Here is a 21,299-nt window from a genome sequence, read left to right as displayed (position 1 = left end):
GGCCGGCGCCCCTTCACTCTGCAAGCAGGTACCTTATGTCATCCCATGACACCTTGACCCTTCGCCCCCTCGAGCGCGAGGATCTCAAGTTCGTCCATCAACTCAACAACAACGCCAGCATCATGCGCTACTGGTTCGAGGAGCCTTACGAGGCGTACATGGAACTGGCCCAGCTCTATGACAAGCACATCCACGATCAGCACGAGCGCCGCTTCATCCTCGAGGTGGCGGGCGAGAACGTGGGGCTGGTGGAGCTGGTGGACATCCGCAGCATCCATCGCCGCGCCGAATTCCAGATCATCATCGCTCCCGCCCATCAGGGGAAGGGCTATGCCAAGACCGCCACCTTGAAGGCGATGAAGTACGGCTTCAACGTACTCAACCTGCACAAGCTCTATCTCATCGTCGATCGGGACAACGCCCGGGCAATCCACATCTATCAGGAGCTGGGATTTGAGCCGGAGGGGGAGCTCAAAGAGGAGTTCTTCATCGATGGTCAATATCGCACCGCCATTCGCATGTGCCTGTTCCAAAGAGACTTCCTGGCCCAGAATGGTCGAGGTGGCTGAACTCCCGTACGGACGTGAAGGGCTGCTGGCGGGGCGTGTTCGCCTTGCCAGCCAGGCAGCCCTGGCTCCATGAAATGGGCGCGTATTTGAGGCAGAATTTGCGCCATCTATCTGTTACACTTCGCGCCCGCCATTTTCCGGCCACTTTCTGACTTGATGTCAGGCACAGCCGTCGGTGGTCTGCACCGACTTTTCGCTCATGCCGAGCTAACCAAGCCAGCCACAGTCCAGCTGGAACACAGGAACCCATTATGAGATTTGAATCGTTCGATTTTGCCCCCGAGATTTTGCGCGCCATCTCAGAGTGCGGTTATCAGGAGATGACCCCTGTGCAGCAGCAGGCGATCCCGGCCATTCGCCGTGGTCGCGACGTGCTGGCCAGCGCCCAGACCGGTACCGGCAAGACCGCCGCCTTTGCCCTGCCCATCCTGCAGCGGCTGGTGGACAACCCTGCACCGGTGCAGCCTTCCAACGCCCGGGTGCTGATCCTGACCCCGACCCGCGAGCTGGCGGCCCAGGTGGCGAGCAACATCAATGACTTCGCCAAGCATCTGGACATCACCACCCTCACCATCTACGGCGGTGGCAAGCAGGATGTGCAGGCCAGAAAACTGAAAGCGGGCGCTCACATCATAGTGGCGACCCCGGGCCGGCTGCTGGAGCACCTCACCGCCTGCAACCTGAGTCTCTCCGGTGTCGAGTGCCTGGTGCTGGACGAAGCGGACCGCATCCTCGACATGGGCTTCAGTGCTGATGTGCAGCAGATCCTGCAGGCGGTCAACAAGACCCGTCAGAACCTGCTGTTCTCCGCCACCTTCTCCGAGGCGGTGAAGAAGCTGGCCAACCTGATGCTGGACAAGCCTCAGATAGTGAGCGTCAACAAGCAGAACTCCACCGCCGATACCGTCAGCCACACCGTCTATCCGGTGGAGCAGAAGCGCAAGCGCGAGCTGCTCTCCGAGCTTATCGGCAAGCAGAACTGGCCGCAGGTGCTGGTGTTTGCCAGTACCCGCGAGAGCTGCGACGAGCTGGTGGCCGAGCTGAACCTCGACGGCATCAAGTCGGCCGTGGTGCACGGCGACAAGGCTCAGGGCAGCCGTCGCCGCGCCCTGCGCGAGTTCACCGAGGGCAAGCTGCGGGTGCTGGTGGCCACCGAAGTGGCCGCCCGTGGCCTGGATATCCCGGATCTCGAGTACGTGGTCAACTATGATCTGCCGTTCCTGGCGGAAGACTACGTGCACCGCATCGGCCGTACCGGCCGCGCCGGCAAGAGCGGCATGGCCATCTCCTTCGTCAGCCGTGAAGAAGAGCGCACCCTGCTGGAGATCGAGGCGCTGATCGGCCAGAAGATCCGCCGCATCATGGTGCCGGGCTACGAGGTGAGCAGCCGCGACGAGCTGATCAAGCAGCTGCAGGAGCGTCGCCGCTTCGGCAAGCGCCCGCAGCGGGAAGACAACGCCGCCGCCCAGGCCATGGCCGAGGCCAAGCTGCAGGGCCAGCGCCTCAAGCGCCTGGCTGCCGCCAAGAAGCCGCGCCAGCCGAAATAAGGCGCGCAGGCCGCTCTATTGAACCGCAAAGGCGCCACTGGCGCCTTTGCCATCTCTGTCATCGGTGTTGACCCCTGGTGGTCAACTCAAGGATTGCTTATGACCGCTCCTACCTACAATCAGGCCCTGTTCGAAATGGCCAGCCAGAGTCTGGCCGAACTGGCCCGCACCGCCGAGCAGAAGGCTGGCAAGCGTACCCCGGCGCAAGAGAGCCATTTTCTCTGCACCTGGATGGCCGACTCCCTCAAGGAGAAGCGCTTCTCCCGGCTGGTGATGGAGGATTTGAAGGATTGGGTGCAGCTTGGCCGAACCCTGGGGGCCGGCGCCGATCTCAAGGGGCTGCTTGAGCGGATCATGGGCCAGTATGAGCGGGCCATGGCCGAGCCGACCGGGCTCGGCAGCCGGCTGGCCGCCTTGCTGGCCGAGCTCGCGGCCGCAGGTTGGTTAGTGATTACCGACAGCGAGGTGAGCGCCAAGCTGCGCCTGCAATCGGGCGGTCAGCCGAGCCTCATCATCAGCGCCAGCGAGTATCAGGGCCACATCGAGGCGGGCGAGCTTATCAAGCCGCTCACCCTCTATGTGCGCGGCGACGAGGCCCGGCTGGCACGGGCGGCCTTTGCCCACCGCCTGCTGCTGAGCCAGGGCAACAAGAAAACCACCCTGGTCAAGCACCACAAGGCCTACCGGCTGGTGCCGGGCAACGCGCAGCCAGCGCTGGCGCTGCTGGTTGGCCCCTGAACAGGGGTTGTTCCATCTGTCTGAGACCCCGGCCCGGTGCCGGGGTTTTTTATGATCGCGGGGCGGGGTTGCAGGCAGGGGAAAGGGGGAGGGGCCGCGACTCTTGTCGCAGCAAGAGGGGGCATCTGGCATTCCCCCTATCCTGGGGGGCGTCCCCCATATGGTGGGATGGTCGCGGAAAAAAACTGCTCTAGGGTGAGTGGGCCCCAAAGAGGGCCTTGAAGGAAGCAAACCGCCTGACAAGGCGACACTCAATGAATGAGGAAACATGATGAAAGCGACTCCCATTGCCCTGTTGCTGGCCGGCGTGCTGGCCTCCCCGCTCTGCGCCGCAGGGCTCGATGCCCAGCTCACCCTGGTGGATGGCAACAGTGACGACGTGCGCGTCAACCTGACCCTGACCAACAGCGGGGACAAGCCGGTCCGCCTGCTCAAATGGCAACTGCCGGGTAGCGAGGATGCCCCCCTGTTCCTGGTGGAGCGGGACGGCCAGCCGGTCAGCTACGAGGGGGCTCTGATCAAGCGGGCTGCCCCGACCGACAAGGACTTCCAGCTGCTCAAGGCCGGCCAGAGCCTGACGGTGCAGGCCGAGGTCTCCGGTCTCTACGACATGAGTGCCCAAGGCCAGTACAGCATCCGCTACCTGCTGCCGACGTTGCCGCAAGAGGCGAAAGCCGCCAAGGCCAAGCAGGCCCAGGCGAGCGAATCCAATGCGGTGACCCTGTGGGTGGACGGAGTGAGTGACGAGCGGGTGCTTGCCAAGGCTGCTCCCCTGGCCGAGCCGCAGGCGGTGACCGCTTCGGTCAGCTTCAGCGGCCGCTGCACCAACACCCAGAAGAGCGACATCCTGGCGGCGCTCGATGCGGCCAGCGGCATCACCAACAACTCCAGCAGCTACCTGGCGGTGGACAAGCCGGAAGGCCAGCGTTATCGCAGCTGGTTTGGGGCCTATGATGCATCGCGCTGGGATCAGGCCGAGACCCACTTCAGCAAGATCAAGGATGCCATCGACAACAAGCCGCTCACCTTCGACTGCGGTTGCAAGCAGAGCTACTTTGCCTATGTCTATCCGGATCAACCCTACAAGGTCTACCTGTGCAAGAGCTTCTGGACCGCACCGGTCAGCGGGACCGATTCCCGTGCAGGCACCATCGTCCACGAGCTGAGCCACTTCAACGTGGTGGCGGGCACCGACGATCTGGGTTACGGTCAGGCCAATGCCCGCAACCTGGCGAAGACGGATCCGGTCAAGGCGCTCAACAACGCCGACAACCACGAGTACTTCGCTGAGAATACGCCGAGCGAAAACTGATTTGCCGACCGGGGGCCGCAAGGCCCCTTCTTGTCCATGTCGTTTGTCACAGGAAGGAGCGACCATGATGACACTCTTGCTCACCACCCTGGCGCTGGCCCCCCTGCAGTGCGATCTGTCGGTCAAGGCACAAAGCCGGGTCAACGAGCCGCTGCCGCTGGTGATGACCCTGACCAACCGGGGGGAGGGGCCGCTCGAGGTGCTGAGCTGGTTCACGCCGTTTGAAGGCTGGTTTGCCGATGCCATCGATCTCACCCTCGATGATCGGGCCGATACCCTACAAGGGCCCGTTGGCCAAGCGGGGCAACCCGGGGGCCGAGGATTTCTTTTTGCTGGGGGCCGGTCAGCAGAGTCAGGCCGACGCGGATCTGACCCTGGTCTACGATCTCTCCCACCCCGGCCGCTACCAACTGAGCTACCGCGCCCAGCCGCTGACCCTGACCCGGGGCGTGGCCCCCCGCTGCCCCGTCATTCACTTCACCCGGCTGCCCGCCTCCTAGGGCGGCCCCTCCGTACTACCTAGATGGCATCCGGCCCGGTGAGCGGCGCCAGCAGCCCTGCCGCGCGGGCGGCCACCGCCAGATAACGGTCTGCCAGCAAAGGCCTGGCGAGCCCCTCTCGCCAGCAGCAATGCACCAGCTTGATCACATGATCGTCGAGGCTCACCACTGCCCGGGCCAGCACGTTTTGCCACGACAGCTTGCCGGTATCGGGCCAGACCGGCGTCTGCAGTGATGGCGCGCCGACCGTGACATAGGCGGCCGCCACCGCCTGCCACATCAAAGTCTGCCAGCGCGCTTGCCATGGCGCGGGCAGGTGGCTGGCGACGATGGCGGCGGCGCGACTGCCGGTCACCATGTGCAGCACGGTAAAATTGCCGGTCTGCCAGTAGAGGGCGAGGGCCGCGTCGGCCAGCTGCACCAGCAGATCCGACGATGATACCCCGCTCGGCAACCCGCTCGCCCAGGTCGGCGCATCCGTCACCTGCCGCAATCGCTCGGTGATCCACTCGCCTTGCCAGCGTGCGCCTTTCCATTGCCGGGCCAGCGCGCTCAGCAGAGCGTCGATATCCGGCACCGGCGCCCGCTGCCCGGCCGGCACCCGCAGGGGGCTGCACTGCCAGGCGGCCAGTGCGGCGGCCTGCTCTTCCTGATGGCCATTTTCCAGCGCGCAGGCGAAGCGGATCAGTGGATGGAAGGCGCCGCCGGCTGGCGAGAGACCCTGCTCCAGCAGGCTGGCAAAGGTGGGCAGCCACCCCTCGTCGGCCAGCCGTGTTGCCAACTGCTGACGCAGCCGGACAAACTGCAACTCCTCCTCATCCCCCTGCTGTTGTTCACCCCCCGGCAGGGCATGGTTGGTCTGCCAGTGTGCGAAGAACTGCTGCAGCTGGCGGGGATTGGCGCCCATCTCGTGCAGGGCGTGCAATGCCATCGGGCAGTGGTTGGTGGTGCCGCGTCCGTTGAGGGCAAAGGCTCGATTGGCATCGAGCAGATGATGAAGGTGGTGCATAATCATTTGACTCCTTTCATAAGGGGAGACAGGATTGTGCAAGTTAAAGCTAACTTGAGGTCAAGCGTGGCGATGGAACGCAAATGGCTGGCCATCGGCCAGATAGCCAAACGCTCGGGCGTCAAGGCCAGCGCCCTGCGCTTCTACGAGCAGAAGGGGCTGATTGGCAGCGTGCGAAGCGAGGGGGGCCAGCGGCTCTATCCGCAGGATGTGCTGCGCCGCATCGCCTTCATCCGGGTGGCGCAGGGCATGGGGCTGAGCCTGGGCGAGATAGGGGAGGTCCTGGCCGGCCTGCCCCAGGGGCGCACCCCGGATCGCCGCGACTGGGACGGCATTGCCGGCCAGTGGCAGAGCCTGCTCGATCGGCGCATCACTGCTCTGCAGCAGCTCAAGGAGAAGCTTGGCGCCTGCATTGGTTGCGGTTGCCTCTCGCTGGAGCACTGCGCACTTTACAATCCGGATGATCAGGCCGCCGGGCAGGGCGAGGGTCCCCGCTACCTGCTGGGGGATACGCCACCGAGCGGGCCGACAGAAAAATGATGAACATGAGGGGCGGTCCAGCCATGCCATGCACCGGGCCGACTCGTTTACACCGTCAAGGAGGAGACATGGCACTGGAACAACTGAAACGGGAGTTGGAGCTGTTTGGCGAGCAGAATGACGACGTGCAACAGTCCCGTGGCAGCAAGATGCTCAACATTACCCGCGATACCGGCGAGCTGCTGGCGGTGCTGGTGCAGACGAGGGGGGCCGATGCTGTGCTGGAGATCGGCACCTCCAATGGTTACTCCACCCTCTGGCTGGCCGAGGCAGTAAAACGGCTGGGGGGCCGGGTCACCACCATCGAGCTGGACGAGGGCAAACGGACCATGGCGGCCGCCAACTTTGAGCGGGCCGGGCTCGCTCCCTGGATTGAGCAGTTGGCGGGCGAAGCAGGCACGCTGCTGCCCACCCTGCCGACGGCCGCTTACCCGCTCATCTTCCTCGACTCCGATCGCCAGCACTACCAGGCCTGGTGGCCAGAGATCCAGCGCCTGCTGGCCCCCCGCGGTCTGCTGGTGGTGGACAATGCCATCTCCCATCGCGAGGAGCTGGCCGAGTGGATGGCACTGGTGGAGCAGGATCCGGCCTTCGCGACCTCGCTGGTGCCGGTGGGCAAGGGGGAGTGGCTGGTGGTGCGGTTGTAGGGGAAAGGCATGGAAAACAAGACCATGGAACCAAAAGCAGTGGTGGAGGCCTACTGGCAGGCCATGCAAAGCAACGATTTCGTCAAGGCCTCCAGGTGGCTGAGCGAGGACTTCCTCTGTGACTGGCCCCAGTCGGGGGAGCGGATCGAGGGGCGGGCCAACTTCGTCGAGATCAATCGGCGCTACCCGGCGGCCGGGCCCTGGAATTTTGACATCGTCCGCCTGCTGGAGCAGGGGCGGGAGGTGGTGACCGAAGTGGTGATCACCGACGGTGAAGTCGAGGCGCGCGCCATCACCTTCCACACGGTGCGTGGCAATACCATCTGCCATCAGACCGAATTCTGGCCCGATCTCTACGAGGCGCCGCACTGGCGTCGTCACTGGGTCACCAGCATCCCGCGGGAGCCGCAACCCGCCTGACATGGTTTCCGCTGGCGGAGTACCGCCAGCGGGGCTATTTCTCGGCCAGCCTGGCCATTATATTTTCGTTATCCATTATTTCGCTAAATATCCTCGTATTTCATGGTTGGGTCATGCCATGAGCCACGTTATGTTTCATCCATACCGCCAGCAAGCACTATGAAGGTTATCCCTGCCGATAATTAAATTAAACATGATAACCGGCTGGTTTTATTTTGTGGTGGTTGGCAAGCATTCTGGATGTTCATAAATATAACGAGGTGAATAATGAAAAAACGGCACTCCCTGTTTTTAATGGCGGCACTTCCGCTGGCACTGATGACATCGGTACAGGCACAGTCCAGCCTGGCCGAGATCCAGCGGGCCGGGGTGATCAAGATCGGTACCGAAGGGGCCTATCCTCCCTTCACCTATCATGACAAGAGCGGCAAGCTGGTGGGCTTTGACGTGGAGATAGGCGAGCTGATTGCAAGCGGTCTCGGCGTGAAGCCGCAGTTCGTCGAGGGCAAATGGGACGGGCTCATCGCCGGGGTGGACGCCAAGCGCTACGACCTGGTGCTCAACGAAGTGGCCATCACCCCTGAGCGGCTGAAAAAATATGATTTTTCAGACCCCTACATCACCTCCAAGGCGGTGATCGTGGTGCACAGCGACAACCACAGCATCAAGAGTTTTGCCGATCTGAAGGGCAAGAAATCCTCCCAGTCGCTGACCAGCAACTTTGCCCAGCTGGCGAAGTCATCGGGCGCCGAGGTGGTGGCCACCGAGGGATTCAACCAGTCCCTTGAACTGGTGCTGACCGGGCGGGTGGATGCCACCATCAACGACAGTCTCTCGTTCCTCGACTTCAAGAAACAGAAGCCTGACGCCAAGTTGAAGGTGGCGGCCACCGAGGCCAAGGGGGATCAATCTGCTGCCCTGCTCGCCAAGGGACAACCCGAGTTGCTGGCTGCCATCAATCAGGCGCTGCGCAATGCCAAGCAGGATGGCGAATATCAGAAAATATCGCAGAAATATTTCGGCACCGACGTCTCGCAATAATATCGCGGCAACATAATAACAACTGAGGATATTAACGTGCCGGCCTGGTTGCAGTTAATGATCGACTCTTTTTGGCCCCTGCTCAGTGCGGGGCTTATTTTTACCGTGCCACTTACCCTGATTACCTTCGTGTTGGGAATCGTGCTCGGCTTGTCGGTGGCGCTGGCCAGATTATATGGTCCGGCCCCGCTGGTGATGCTGGTCCGGTTTTATGTCTGGCTTATTCGGGGCACCCCGCTGCTGGTGCAGCTGTTTCTGATTTTTTACGGTCTGCCGAGCGCCGGCATCGTGCTGGATGCCTTCACCGCCGCCGTCATCGGTTTTACCCTCAACATCGGTGCCTACAGCTCGGAGATCATCCGTGCCACCCTGGCGGCGATCCCGAAAGGGCAGTGGGAGGCGGCCTATTCCATTGGGATGAACTGGCCCCAGATGATGTGGCGGGTGATCCTGCCGCAGGCGGCGCGCATCGCTGTGCCGCCGCTCTCCAACACCTTCATCTCCCTGGTCAAGGATACTTCGCTGGCGGCGGCGGTGACCGTGCCCGAGCTGTTTCAGGCGGCTCAGCGGCTCGCCTCCGTCACCTATGAGCCGCTCATCCTTTATGTCGAGACGGCCCTCATTTACCTGATGTTCAGCTCGGTGCTCTCCACCCTGCAAGACAAGCTGGAGCTGCGATTGGCTTACAAAGAGACCCGGGAGGTCGCCCTATGATCCGCTTGAGTGGCATCGAGAAACAGTTTGCGGGGCAGCGAGTGTTGAAAGGGGTAGGGTTGGCGATGGCCGCGGGTAGTGTCACCGCCCTGATCGGTCCCTCCGGCAGCGGCAAGAGTACCTTGCTGCGCTGCGTGAACCTGCTGGAGCGACCCGATGCAGGCCAGCTGGTGCTGGGGGCAGCGAGCTCGACTTTACCCGGCATCTGTCACGGCACAGCGTGCTGGCCCTGCGCCAGCAGACCGGCATGGTGTTCCAGAACTTCCAGCTGTTCCCGCACATGACGGTGCTGGAGAACGTGATGGAAGGGTTGGTGACCGTGTTGAAGTGGCCCAGGGAGAGGGCGGCGGAGCGCGCTCTGCAATTGCTCGACAAGGTTGGGCTCAGGCACAAGGCCGAGGCAGTGCCTGCCACTCTCTCCGGCGGTCAGCAGCAGCGGGTGGCCATTGCCCGGGCACTGGCGCCGGCCCCCAAGGTGCTGCTCTGTGACGAGCCCACCTCGGCGCTGGATCCCGAGCTTGCTCAGGAGGTGGTGGCCGTGCTGCGCCAGCTGGCCAGTGAGGGCACCACCATGCTGATCGCCACCCATGACTTGCGCCTGGCGGCCCAGATCTCCCAGCAGGTGATCTTCCTGGAGGCGGGTGAGGTGGTGGAGGCGGGCAGTGCGCGCCAGATGTTCACTACCCCCAAGCGGGCGCGTACCTTCGAATACATCTCCACCCTCACCGAGCGGCTGCCGGAGAGCTGGAGCATCTAGCCGGTACTGCCTGATCGAGAGCGAGATAAAAAAAGCCCCGCACGAGCGGGGCTGTTTGTATGGCTGCTTGGTTGCGACGGCAGATCACACGGCCAGGTAGTCCATGATCCCTTCGGCCGCCTTGCGCCCTTCATAGATGGCGGTCACCACCAGATCGGAGCCGCGCACCGCGTCGCCACCGGCGAACACCTTGGGGTTGCTGGTCTGGAAGGCATGTTCGGCCTGCTCCGAGGCCCTGATGCGATCCCGGCCGTCAAGCTCGATGCCGTGTTCCGCCATCCAGGGCTGGGGGTTGGGCTGGAAGCCGAACGCCATCACCACTGCATCGGCAGCCAGCACCTGCTCGGAGCCGGCGATCACCACCGGATTGCGGCGGCCATTGGCATCGGGGGCGCCGAGCTCGGTGCTCACCACCTTGATGCCGCAGGTGCGGCCCTGGGCGTTCAGCTCCACGCCGACCGGCTGCAGGTTGAACATGAATTCAACCCCCTCTTCGCGGGCATTTTTGACCTCCCGCTTGGAGCCCGGCATGTTCTCCTCGTCGCGGCGATAGGCGCAAATCACCTTGTCGGCCCCCTGACGGATGGCGGTACGCACGCAGTCCATGGCGGTATCACCGCCGCCGAGCACCACCACCTGCTTGCCGGCAAAGTCGATGTAGTCGGCTTGCGTCTTCTCGAAACCCAGCAGCCGGTTGGCGTTGGCGATGAGGTAGGGCAGGGCGTCATAGACTCCTGGCGCCTCCTCGTTGGCAAAGCCGCCCTTCATGTACTTGTAGGTGCCAACCCCGAGGAAGACCGCATCGAACTCGCCGAGCAGGTCGGCAAAGGTGACATCGCGGCCCACCTCGGTCTCGAGGCGAAACTCCACACCCATGCCCTCAAAGATCTCGCGGCGACGCTGCATCACCTCTTTTTCCAGCTTGAAGGAGGGGATGCCAAAGGTGAGCAGGCCGCCGATCTCGGGATACTTGTCGAACACTACCGGGGTGACGCCGCCCCGTGCCAGCACGTCGGCACAGGCAAGGCCGGCTGGGCCGGCGCCGATGACGGCGACCCGCTTGCCGGTCTTGACCACCTTGGAGAGATCGGGCTTCCAGCCCATCTCGAACGCCTTGTCGGTGATGTATTTTTCGATGTTGCCGATGGTGACGGCGCCGAATCTGTCGTTGAGGGTGCAGGCACCCTCACACAGTCTGTCTTGCGGACAGACTCGGCCACACACCTCCGGCAGGCTGTTGGTCTGGTGGGAGAGCTCCACCGCCTCCAGAATGCGTCCCTCGTTGGCCAGCTTCAGCCAGTTGGGGATGTAGTTGTGCACCGGGCACTTCCACTCGCAGTAAGGGTTGCCGCAGTCGAGGCAGCGATCCGCCTGCATGCCGACCTGGGCCTGGTTGAAGGACTCGTAGATCTCCACGAACTGGATCTTACGGATCTTGAGCGGCTTCTTGGGCGGGTCGACCCGCTGCACGTCGATAAACTGAAATACGTTCTGGCTCATAGGGTTCCCTCCTTATTGCGCCTGGATTCTGAGTTCTGCACTGGAACGGCTGGTGTGGCCCAAGAGGGACTTGACGTCGCTGGACTTGGGTTTGATCAGCCTGAACTTGGGCACATAGGAGTCGAAGTTGGCCAGGATCTCCTCGGCGCGCGAGCTGCCGGTTTCGTTGAGGTGCGCCGTGATGATGCCGCGCAGGTGCTCCTGGTGGATGGCCAGATCCGCCACGTCCAGCAGTTCTACCAGCTCGGGGTTGGTGCGCTTGGCAAAGTTGCCGCACTCGTCGAGCACGTAGGCGAAGCCACCAGTCATGCCCGCCGCGAAGTTGACGCCTGTGGTGCCGAGCACGGTGACGATGCCGCCGGTCATGTATTCACAGCCGTTGTCACCGATCCCTTCGACTACCGCGAGGGCCCCTGAGTTGCGCACCGCGAAGCGCTCGCCAGCGGTACCCGCAGCGTAAAGTTTGCCGCCGGTGGCGCCGTAGAGGCAGGTGTTGCCGATGATGGCCGCCTCGTGGGATTTGAACGCCACGCCGACGTGAGGTTTGATCACCAGCTTGCCGCCGGTCATCCCCTTGCCCACGTAGTCGTTGGCGTCCCCCGTGAGGATCATCTCAAGGCCACCGGCGTTCCAGACGCCGAAGCTCTGGCCGGCGGTGCCGTTGAAGTGCACCTTGACCGGATCGGCCGCCATGCCCTGGTTACCGTGGCGCTTGACGATTTCGCCGGACAGGCGCGCACCCACCGAGCGGTCGGTGTTGCGGATGTCGTAGCGGAACTCGCCGCCACTCATGTTTTCCACCGCGTCCAGCAGGTCTTCCACCATCTTGAGGTTCAAGGGCCCCTTGTCGAAGGTGGGGTTGTGCTGCTGGCTGAACAGGCTGGAGCCTGCCGGTGCAACTGGGGCCGCCAAGATGCCGGACAAGTCCAGCTTGGCCTGACGGGCGGTGAGGCCGGGCAGGGCCTGAAGCAAATCGGTACGACCGATGAGGTCGGTGAGCTGGGTGACGCCAAGCTCGGCCATCAGCTCGCGGGTCTCCTCGGCGATGAACTTGAAGTAGTTCATCACCATCTCCGGCAGGCCGGTGAAGTGTTCGCGGCGCAGCTTCTCATCCTGGGTGGCGACGCCGGTGGCGCAGTTGTTCAGGTGGCAGATCCGCAGGTATTTGCAGCCGAGCGCCACCATGGGGCCGGTGCCAAAACCGAAGCTCTCTGCGCCGAGAATGGCCGCCTTGATGATGTCCAGACCCGTCTTGAGGCCGCCATCCACCTGCAGACGCACCTTGTGGCGCAGGCCGTTGGCGACCAGCGCCTGCTGGGTTTCGGCCAGGCCCAGCTCCCAGGGGGAGCCAGCGTATTTGACCGAGGTGAGCGGGCTCGCGCCGGTGCCGCCGTCGTAGCCGGAAACGGTGATGAAGTCCGCATAGGCCTTGGCCACGCCACAGGCGATGGTGCCGACGCCGGGCTCGGACACCAGTTTCACCGACACCAGACAGTTCGGGTTGATCTGCTTGATGTCGAAGATGAGCTGGGCCAGATCCTCGATGGAGTAGATGTCGTGGTGGGGCGGCGGCGAGATCAGGGTCACGCCGGGCACGGAGTAACGCAGCTTGGCGATCTGGGCCGTCACCTTGTCACCGGGCAGCTGGCCCCCTTCGCCGGGCTTGGCACCCTGGGCCACCTTGATCTGCACCACGTCGGCGTTCATCAGGTAGTGGGGGGTGACGCCAAAGCGCCCCGAGGCCACCTGCTTGATGCGCGAATTCTTCTCGGTACCAAAGCGCTTGGGATCCTCGCCGCCTTCGCCGGAGTTGCTCTGGCCGCCGAGCCGGTTCATGGCCACCGCTAGCGCCTCGTGGGCTTCCGGGCCCAGCGCGCCGATGGACATGGCGGCGGAGTCGAAGCGGGGGAACAGCTTGGCCGCCGGCTCCACCTGCTCCAGTGCCACCGGGTTGTCGACCTTTTTGAGGGTAAGCAGATCGCGCAGGGTGGCGACCGGCCGCTCGTTTACCAGGCGGGCGTACTCCTTGTAATCGGCATAGTTGCCGGAGCGCACCGCGGTCTGCAGGGTCTGCACCACGTCCGGGTTGTAAGTGTGGTACTCGCCGCCGTGGACGAATTTGAGCAGGCCGCCCTGAGTGAGGGCCTTGCGGGCCAGCCAGGCCTGACGGGCCAGATTGAACTGATCTTGCTGGATGTCGGCAAAATCGGCGCCCTGGATGCGGCTCGATACACCGCGAAAACACATCTCGACCACGGCTTTGGAGAGGCCCACCGCTTCGAACAGCTGGGAGCAGCGGTAGCTGGCCACCGTGCTGATGCCCATCTTGGACATCACCTTGTAGAGCCCCTTGTTGATGCCGTTGCGGTAGTTGAGCATGGCCTGGCGCAGGCTCATCTTGAGCACGCCCTCTTCTACCTGCTTGGCGAGCGTCTCGTAGGCGAGGTAGGGGTAGATGGCGGTGGCGCCAAAGCCCAGCAGCACCGAGAAGTGGTGCGGGTCGCGCACGCTGGCGGTCTCCACCAGGATGTTGGCGTCGCAGCGCAGGTTGTTGTCCACCAGGGTACGCTGCACCGCCCCCACCGCCATGGCGGCCGGGATGGGCAGGGTGTCGGCACTGACGTCGCGATCCGAGAGGATCAGTAGCACGGTGCCGGCCTTGGCGGCAGCTTTGGCCTCTTCACAGATGCGCAGGATGGCCGCTTCCAGGCCCTCTTCGGGCTTGAAGTTGAGGCTGATCACCTGATGGCGATAGTGCTCCCCTTCCAGTGCCAGCAACTGGTGGAAGTCGGAGTAGAGCAGGATCGGCGACTGGAACAGCACCCGGTGGGCGTGGCCGAAGGTCTCGTTGAACACGTTCTGCTCGCGGCCGATACAGGTGGCCAGCGACATGACGTGGTTTTCCCGCAGCGGATCGATGGGCGGGTTGGTGACCTGGGCGAACATCTGGCGGAAGTAGTCGTACAGGGTGCGCTGGCTGGAGGAGAGCACCGCCATCGGGGTGTCATCCCCCATGGAACCCACCGCTTCCTGGCCGTTTTCACCCAGTACCCGGATGATCTGATCCAGCTCCTCATAGGAGTAGCCGAACAGCTTCTGATAGGTTTTCAGCTGATCGTCGGAGAATTCGCGGGCGCCGGTGCTGGCGTCATCCATCTGCTCGAACGGCACCAGCCGCTTGCAGTGCTTGTCCATCCACTGCTTGTAGGTGTGACGGCTCTTGAGATCGTCATCGATCTCGAAGCTGGTCCAGATCTTGCCGTTGCTGGTATCCACCACGAACAGCTCCCCCGGGCCGACCCGGCCCTTCTCCAGCACTTCGTCCGGGGTGTAGTCCCAGGTGCCCACTTCAGAGGCCAGCGTGATGAACTTGTCCTTGGTGATGACGTAGCGGGCCGGACGCAGGCCGTTTCTGTCGAGCGCGCAGGTGGCGTAGCGACCGTCGGTCATGACGATGCCGGCCGGGCCATCCCAGGGCTCCATGTGCATGGAGTTGAAGTCGTAGAAGGCGCGCAGGTCGTCATCCATGTTCGGGTGCTTCTGCCACGCAGGCGGGATCAACAGGCGCATGGCGCGGAACAGGTCCATGCCGCCGGCCAGGAACAGATCCAGCATGTTGTCGAGGCTGGAGGAATCCGATCCCGTGGTGTTGACGAAGGGGGCGGCCTCTTGCAGATCGGGGATCAGCGGGGTGGCGAACTTGTAGCTGCGCGCCTTGGCCCACTGGCGGTTGCCGGCGATGGTGTTGATCTCGCCGTTGTGGGCCAGATAGCGGAACGGTTGCGCCAGCGGCCAGCGCGGGCTGGTGTTGGTGGAGAAACGCTGGTGGAACACGCAGATGGCCGCCTGCATGCGAATGTCGGCCAAATCCAGATAGAAGCGCGGCAAGTCCACCGGCATGCACAGTCCTTTGTAGACGGTGACCAGGTTGGAGAGGCTGACCACATAGAAGTAGTCGTCGCTGATGCGTTTCTCGATGCGGCGGCGCACGATATAGAGGCGCCGCTCGAGATCTTTGTCGACCCAGCCGGGCGGGGCGTTGACAAAGACCTGTTCGATGCTGGGCAGGGAGGCCTTGGCGATGGAGCCGAGTACATTGGTATCGATAGGCACCTTGCGCCAACCGACCAGACTCAGGGTCTCCTTTTCCAGCTCTTCGTCGATGATGTCGCGAGTGGCTTGCGCCAAGACGGGATCGGGGTTGAGAAACAGCATGCCGACCGCGTAGTTGCGGCCCAGATGCCATCCCTTCTCTTCGGCGACAGCTCTGAAGAAGCTGTCGGGTTTTTGCAGCAACAGACCGCAGCCGTCGCCGGTCTTGCCGTCGGCGGAGATGCCGCCACGGTGCTGCATGCGAGCCAATGCTGACATCGCGAGACGGACAAGCTTGTGGCTGGCTTCACCTTCCATGTGGGCCAACAGGCCGAAGCCACAGTTATCCCTCTCCAGCTTTGGATCATATAGTGACATTGCATTTCTCCCTTGCTCGGCCTTGCATCGCACTGTCATCAACAGACTGCATAAATTGCGATTGGCTCTTGTGGTTCCGTCCGCCTGAGGTGGCGAATCTCCAAACTAATGGGATTTTTCGGCAAGGTCAATTGGACATCCCGGCTGTTTTCATTATCACAAACTCATAACAAAATGTCGGGTTGCGGGTCTGCATGGGGTATTAACTGGCCATTGCTCTGGTTATTTTTGTTTTTGTAGGATTTTGTATTGTCATATTGGGCTTTGCTGGTTGACTCAATGGGGGCAAGGATTTGTAGTAATTTTACCAATCCACTCGACAAGTGAATGGCCGAGATCACAATAACGAAGCAGGTGACTTGCATTTGCAAAACCACCGTCTATGAGAGAATTTTCATTATTCAACAAACTGTTAGAAGATGGCTTTGTGGTGGTGTTGAGCCTTCGTCAAATTGGGAATGAGTCTCGAAAGCGTCGATAACTACCCATTTGCTGATATTTATCCAGTTATTGGTGAATATTTATATGTTTTCCCGACTCTCTCCTCCCTTGATCCAGCGCAGCGCTGCGCGCGGCCAAGCTCGTACAATGACGCCCCTTTACTGGAGGTGTCATGCAGTTACACGAACTCGTCAATACATTCGGCCAGGATCTCAAGCAGCGTCATGGCCAGAAGATCCACAAGCTCTCCATTCACGGTGCCTTCACCTGCCCGAACCGGGACGGCACGCTGGGCCGTGGCGGCTGCACCTTCTGCAATGTCTCCTCCTTTGCCGATGAGTCGGCCCAGCAGCTTTCGGTGGTGCAGCAACTGCTGGCTCGCCGGGACGAAGTGACCCGGGCCAAACGTTATCTCGCCTACTTTCAGGCCTATACCAGCACCTATGCCGAGGTGGAGTACTTGCAGCGCATGTATGAAGAGGCGCTGTCGGTGAGCGACATGGTGGGCTTGTGCGTGGGGACGCGCCCAGATTGCGTGCCGGATGCGGTACTGGATCTGCTGGCCGGTTATCAGGCCCGGGGTTATGAGGTGTGGCTGGAGCTGGGGCTGCAGAGCGCCAACGACAAGACGCTGCAGCGCATCAACCGGGGCCATGGCTATGCCGCCTATGTTGACGCTGTGGCCAGGGCCCATCAGCGCGGCATCAAGGTGTGCGCCCACCTGATCGTCGGTCTGCCCGGTGAAGTTGCCATGGACAGCCTGAATACGCTGCAGCGCATTGTGGAGACGGGTGTTGAAGGGATCAAGCTGCATCCGCTTCATGTGGTTGAGGGCAGCACCCTTGGCAAGGCGTGGCAGGCGGGTCGGCTGGAGGTGCCGAGCCTGGATCAATATGTGGAAGCGGCAGTCGCCATGATCCAGCACACACCGCCCGAGGTGGTGTACCACCGCATCTCGGCATCGGCACGCCGTGCGACGCTGTTGGCGCCGGCTTGGTGCGAGAATCGCTGGACAGCCATGGCTGACATTGCTAGCGAACTGGCCCGCTCCGGCGCCCAGGGCCATGCGCTGGGGCGCCCTTTTTTGCTTTCTGGCAATATCGACTAGGTAATCAAATTTCATCAAAAAAACAGTGAGTTATTAGATGAAATTCAGTCTTTGCGGTATAGTTTCGGTAAAATTGTCTTGATATAGTACTTGGCTTGAAAAAGATATCATTATCAATAAGCTTGTATTATTTCCAATTTGGACGGGATATATCGGATATGGCGCCATCTTGTGTCGCGATCCGCAGCCAAACTGCCCGTCTCGTCTTTGGGTGTAATGCCTATCAGGTCTGCCAATGACATCCAATGTCATGTACCTGTGCTTAATGTGTATCAGGCTGTTGATCCCTTCCCGGGGAGCTCTGTTCTTTATGTCACGGGATCGTCTGCGCCAAACGGCGCCCGTGAAGCTTGAATATCGGTGTGGCGATAGAGCCGGCCCAATCATGCAGTGACAGGATGCTATGCAAGCAGAAACTAACCGTATTGACGAGTTGTTGGAGTGCCTGGTCTTTCTGACCCGCTTTTATGGGGTGCCCAACAGCAAGGATGCCCTGACGACCGGTTTGCCACTGGTGTCCGGCCTGCTGACGCCCAACCTGTTTGGCCGTGCCGCCGAGCGGGGCGGATTGTCGGCCCGGGAAGTGATCCAGCCGCTTGCCGAAATATCCCCCTTGTTGCTGCCTTGCGTGCTGCAGATGCGCAATGGTGGTGCCTGCATTCTGCTGGAGTGGAATGAAGACAGGAGTCAAGGCAAGGTCATCTTTCCTCAGGCGGGAGATGCGGCACAGTGGCTCAGTGCGGCCCAGCTTGGGGATGAGTATCTGGGTCGACTGTTTTTTGTCAAAAAACAGTTCAAGTTCGATGAGCGCTCCCCCAAGGTGCTGGAGACCCGTGACGGGCATTGGTTCTGGAGCACTCTGTTTGAATCCCGTGGCATCTATCGGGACGTACTGATCGCGTCCATCCTCATCAACCTGTTTGCCATCGCCAGCCCGCTGTTCACCATGAACGTTTACGACAAGATAGTGCCCAATCTGGCATTTGATTCCCTTTGGGTGCTTGCCGTCGGGGCCATGGTGGTGTTCACCTTCGATTTCGTGATGCGCCAGTTGCGCAGCTACTTCATCGACATCGCCGGTAAAAAATCGGATGTGCTGTTGTCGGCCAAGATCTTTGCCAAGGTGATGGGCATGCGGATGGAGTCGCGGCCGGCCTCGACCGGTGCGTTTGCCAAACATCTGCAGGAGTTTGAATCGGTACGGGAGTTTTTTACCTCCGCCACTGTCTCTACCCTCATCGACCTGCCGTTCGCGGTCTTCTTCCTGTTCATCATCTGGATTTTTGCCGGTGTCATGGTGGTGGTGCCGATCGTCGCCATGCTGATCCTCATCATTTACAGCTTCTATATTCAGGCGCCGCTCAAGCAGTCCATCGAAGAGGGATCGCGGCTTGCTTCCCAGAAGAACGCCAACCTGATCGAGAGTATTTCAGGTCTTGAGACCGTCAAGATTTTCGGGGCTGAGAGCATGTTTCAGCATCGCTGGGAGCAGGCTGTCTCCCATATCTCGACATGGGGTGTACAGACTCGCCGCATCACCAACTCCATGTCTTCGCTGGCCAGTTACATCCAGCAGGTGGTGACGGTGGCGCTGGTGATTGTCGGTGTTTATCAGATTTCGGAAGGGCTGGTCACCATGGGGGGCATGATTGCCGCCGTCATGCTGTCAAGCCGTGCCATTGCGCCCATGGTGCAGTTGTCGGTGCTCTCCACCCGCTACAACCAGGCCAAGTCCGCACTGGAAATCCTGGGAAAAATCATGGTGACACCGGGTGAGCAGGAAGAGGGTAAACAGTATATCCACCATCCCGTGATCTCCGGTCGGATCGAGTTTGACAATGTATCGTTCAAGTACCCGGGGATGGAAACCAGTACCCTGCACAACATCAATCTGCGTATCGAGCCGGGCGAGAAGGTGGCCATCATAGGCCGGATCGGGGCGGGCAAAACCACGCTCGAGAAGATCTTGATGGGCTTGTATCGGCCCACCGATGGCTCGGTGCGACTCGATGGGTTCGAGCTGGATCAGCTGCCGGCCTCGGTTATCCGGCGCAACATAGGTTGTGTCCCGCAGGATGTGACCCTGTTTTTTGGCTCGGTACGCGACAATATCATGCTGGGCAATCCGCTGGTGGACGATGTGCGGGTCATGCGGGCTGCCAAACGGGCTGGCGTTACCAATTTTACCAATCGGGATCCCAACGGGCTGGATCGGCAGATCGGTGAAGGGGGCCGCCAGCTCTCGGGTGGTCAGCGTCAGGCCATCCTGCTGGCGCGAGCCTTGCTCAACGACCCCCCCATTCTGGTGATGGACGAGCCCACCTCCAACATGGATAACCAGTCCGAGATGCAGGTCAAGCATGAGTTGGCACGGTTGGGGCCGGAAACGACCCTGATCCTGATCACGCACAAGACCTCCATGCTCGATGTCGCTTCACGGGTCATAGTGGTTGAACAGGGACAGGTGGTGGCCGATGGGCCCAAAGAGGTTGTGCTGCAACAGTTGAAAGAGGGCAAGGTGCGTGTGCAGGAGGCGTCCAATGGCTAAATTTGGCCTGTTCAAGAAGGCGCCATCCGATGCCGTACTGCCGGCACCGGAGCACCTTGAATTCGTCGATGACGGTGCGGCTGCGGTACTGTTGAGTACCCCGACTCGAGCCAGGGCATTGCTGTGGGCCTGCTTCCTGTTTTTCATGAGCGCCATCGTCTGGGCCGCCTGGGCCGAGCTCGATGAGGTCACCGTTGGACAGGGCAAGGTCATCCCTTCCCGTCAATTGCAGGTGATCCAGAATCTGGAGGGGGGATCGTCAAGGAGATCTTCGTCAGAGAGGGTGACATCGTTGAAAAAGGGCAGCCGCTCCTGCGCATCGATGACACCCGTTTCCGTTCCGATTTTCGTGAACGGGAGCAGGAGCTGGTGACCCTCAAGGGGGATATTGCCAGGCTGCGCTCCGAAATCCAGAGCGTGGTGGTCAAGACCGGCCCCAATCTGGGGTGGCGCGAGCAGGTCGTGGTCGACAAGCAACCCATCGATTTTCCGGACGGTTTCGAAAACGTCTTTGCCGAGTATGCGGCTCGAGAAAAATCAGTTCAGGATGAGCGTCTCAACAATTTGAACAACCAGCTCTATATTCTGGGGCAACAGATTGAACAGAAAGAGCAGGAGACCATAGAGCTCAACGCCAAGATCAGGACGGTGGCGCGCAGCGTGGATCTGGCGCGGCAGGAACTCAATATCAGTCGCCCCTTGGCCAAGGAGGGGATCGTGCCACAGGTCGAGTTGATCAAGCTGGAGCGACAGGTCAACGAAATGCAGGGCGAATTGGAGAGCAACCGGCTGCTTATTCCTAAACTGAACTCCGTGTTGCGGGAGACCATCTCCAAGCGCAACGACATTGCCTTGAAATTCCGGGCCGATTCGCAGACCGAGCTCAATGAACGGCAAGGAAAATTGAGCCAGCTGTCCGAAGGTCAGGTTGGGCTGCGGGATCGGGTGGATCGCACCAGCGTGATCGCGCCGCTCAAGGGCACCATCAAGAAGCTCAAGATCAATACGCTGGGTGGTGTGGTACAACCCGGCATGGATCTGATGGAAATCGTGCCACTGGAAGACACTCTGCTGGTCGAGGCCAAAGTGTCTCCCAAAGATATCGCGTTCTTGCGGCCAGGGCTGGAAGCCGTGGTCAAGATTACTGCCTATGACTTCACAATTTATGGAGGATTACATGGCAAGGTTGAACAGATAAGTGCTGACTCGATCCAGGATGAAGATGGCAACTCCTTTTACCTGGTACGAGTACGCACCGAGAAAAGTTACTTGGGCGATGAGCTTAACGCACTTCCCATCATCCCCGGTATGTTAGCCAGTGCAGATATTATTACTGGTAAAAAAAGTGTCCTAGACTATTTGCTTAAGCCGATTTTACGGGCAAAGCAGTCGGCACTGAGAGAACGATAAGCCAACAATCTAAAAACAACATGACTGG

16 protein-coding genes and 2 pseudogenes are annotated in these 21,299 nt (G+C 61.0%); 15 read left to right on the top strand and 3 right to left on the bottom strand.

The window, feature by feature from the left end; genetic code table 11:
- Nucleotides 1-35: 35 nt before the first annotated feature.
- The 5 genes and pseudogenes from speG to ACPDZI_RS13465 all read left to right on the top strand — a co-directional run bounded on the left by speG (nucleotide 36) and on the right by ACPDZI_RS13465 (nucleotide 4,666).
- On the top strand, nucleotides 36-569 hold the full coding sequence (gene speG / locus ACPDZI_RS13485) for a spermidine N1-acetyltransferase (RefSeq protein ID WP_168967137.1): 534 nt from the start codon (nucleotides 36-38) through the stop codon (nucleotides 567-569).
- 251 nt (nucleotides 570-820) lie between these two features.
- A complete protein-coding gene (locus ACPDZI_RS13480) occupies nucleotides 821-2,116 on the top strand; it encodes a DEAD/DEAH box helicase (RefSeq protein ID WP_016351179.1) in 1,296 nt (431 codons plus the stop codon).
- Between the two features lie 99 nt (nucleotides 2,117-2,215).
- Entirely contained in the window at nucleotides 2,216-2,854 is a 639-nt protein-coding gene (locus ACPDZI_RS13475; RefSeq protein WP_438833301.1) for a DUF2913 family protein, read from the top strand.
- Between the two features lie 268 nt (nucleotides 2,855-3,122).
- Nucleotides 3,123-4,166, top strand: coding sequence for a M35 family metallo-endopeptidase (locus tag ACPDZI_RS13470; RefSeq protein WP_039216042.1), 1,044 nt, complete (start codon nucleotides 3,123-3,125; stop codon nucleotides 4,164-4,166).
- A gap of 64 nt (nucleotides 4,167-4,230) precedes the next feature.
- Nucleotides 4,231-4,666, top strand: a pseudogene (locus ACPDZI_RS13465) (protease).
- A gap of 19 nt (nucleotides 4,667-4,685) precedes the next feature.
- Here ACPDZI_RS13465 and ACPDZI_RS13460 read toward each other — a convergent pair.
- Complete coding sequence (locus ACPDZI_RS13460; protein ID WP_202011429.1) at nucleotides 4,686-5,681, bottom strand: questin oxidase family protein; 996 nt, start codon at nucleotides 5,679-5,681, stop codon at nucleotides 4,686-4,688.
- A 66-nt stretch (nucleotides 5,682-5,747) separates the two neighbouring features.
- On the opposite strand from ACPDZI_RS13460, the gene soxR reads away from it, so the two are divergent.
- The 7 genes from soxR to ACPDZI_RS13425 all read left to right on the top strand — a co-directional run bounded on the left by soxR (nucleotide 5,748) and on the right by ACPDZI_RS13425 (nucleotide 9,794).
- Nucleotides 5,748-6,215, top strand: a complete 468-nt coding sequence (gene soxR, locus ACPDZI_RS13455; protein ID WP_268030494.1) for a redox-sensitive transcriptional activator SoxR — start codon at nucleotides 5,748-5,750, stop codon at nucleotides 6,213-6,215.
- A gap of 68 nt (nucleotides 6,216-6,283) precedes the next feature.
- Complete coding sequence (locus ACPDZI_RS13450; RefSeq protein ID WP_168967143.1) at nucleotides 6,284-6,862, top strand: O-methyltransferase; 579 nt, start codon at nucleotides 6,284-6,286, stop codon at nucleotides 6,860-6,862.
- Between the two features lie 9 nt (nucleotides 6,863-6,871).
- Nucleotides 6,872-7,282, top strand: a complete 411-nt coding sequence (locus tag ACPDZI_RS13445) for a nuclear transport factor 2 family protein (protein WP_029300073.1) — start codon at nucleotides 6,872-6,874, stop codon at nucleotides 7,280-7,282.
- 267 nt (nucleotides 7,283-7,549) lie between these two features.
- Nucleotides 7,550-8,323: an amino acid ABC transporter substrate-binding protein gene (locus ACPDZI_RS13440; RefSeq protein WP_016351172.1), complete on the top strand. Its 774-nt coding sequence runs from the start codon at nucleotides 7,550-7,552 to the stop codon at nucleotides 8,321-8,323.
- A gap of 57 nt (nucleotides 8,324-8,380) precedes the next feature.
- Nucleotides 8,381-9,037, top strand: a complete 657-nt coding sequence (locus ACPDZI_RS13435) for an amino acid ABC transporter permease (RefSeq protein ID WP_438833300.1) — start codon at nucleotides 8,381-8,383, stop codon at nucleotides 9,035-9,037.
- Entirely contained in the window at nucleotides 9,034-9,321 is a 288-nt protein-coding gene (locus tag ACPDZI_RS13430; RefSeq protein ID WP_438833299.1) for an ATP-binding cassette domain-containing protein, read from the top strand. Before ACPDZI_RS13435 ends, ACPDZI_RS13430 begins: the two co-directional genes overlap by 4 nt.
- Nucleotides 9,258-9,794: an amino acid ABC transporter ATP-binding protein gene (locus ACPDZI_RS13425; RefSeq protein ID WP_438833298.1), complete on the top strand. Its 537-nt coding sequence runs from the start codon at nucleotides 9,258-9,260 to the stop codon at nucleotides 9,792-9,794. Before ACPDZI_RS13430 ends, ACPDZI_RS13425 begins: the two co-directional genes overlap by 64 nt.
- A gap of 84 nt (nucleotides 9,795-9,878) precedes the next feature.
- Here ACPDZI_RS13425 and ACPDZI_RS13420 read toward each other — a convergent pair whose 3' ends face one another.
- Complete coding sequence (locus tag ACPDZI_RS13420) at nucleotides 9,879-11,294, bottom strand: FAD-dependent oxidoreductase (RefSeq protein ID WP_268030497.1); 1,416 nt, start codon at nucleotides 11,292-11,294, stop codon at nucleotides 9,879-9,881.
- Between the two features lie 12 nt (nucleotides 11,295-11,306).
- Nucleotides 11,307-15,764: a glutamate synthase large subunit gene (gene gltB / locus ACPDZI_RS13415; protein ID WP_438833297.1), complete on the bottom strand. Its 4,458-nt coding sequence runs from the start codon at nucleotides 15,762-15,764 to the stop codon at nucleotides 11,307-11,309.
- 613 nt (nucleotides 15,765-16,377) lie between these two features.
- On the opposite strand from gltB, the gene ACPDZI_RS13410 reads away from it, so the two are divergent.
- From ACPDZI_RS13410 to ACPDZI_RS13400, 3 genes and pseudogenes are all read left to right on the top strand, one after another.
- Nucleotides 16,378-17,313 carry a TIGR01212 family radical SAM protein gene (locus ACPDZI_RS13410; RefSeq protein WP_438833296.1) on the top strand — a complete coding sequence of 312 codons (936 nt, stop codon included), beginning with the start codon at nucleotides 16,378-16,380 and terminating at the stop codon, nucleotides 17,311-17,313.
- 403 nt (nucleotides 17,314-17,716) lie between these two features.
- Entirely contained in the window at nucleotides 17,717-19,861 is a 2,145-nt protein-coding gene (locus tag ACPDZI_RS13405) for a type I secretion system permease/ATPase (protein ID WP_438833295.1), read from the top strand.
- Nucleotides 19,854-21,271 (top strand): annotated as a pseudogene (locus ACPDZI_RS13400) (HlyD family type I secretion periplasmic adaptor subunit). Before ACPDZI_RS13405 ends, ACPDZI_RS13400 begins: the two are co-directional and overlap by 8 nt.
- Nucleotides 21,272-21,299: the final 28 nt, after the last annotated feature.

The sequence above is a fragment of the Aeromonas oralensis genome (genome assembly GCF_049665575.1).
Taxonomy (GTDB): Bacteria; Pseudomonadota; Gammaproteobacteria; order Enterobacterales; family Aeromonadaceae; genus Aeromonas; species Aeromonas hydrophila.
This window is presented reverse-complemented; position numbering and strand designations above follow the sequence as displayed.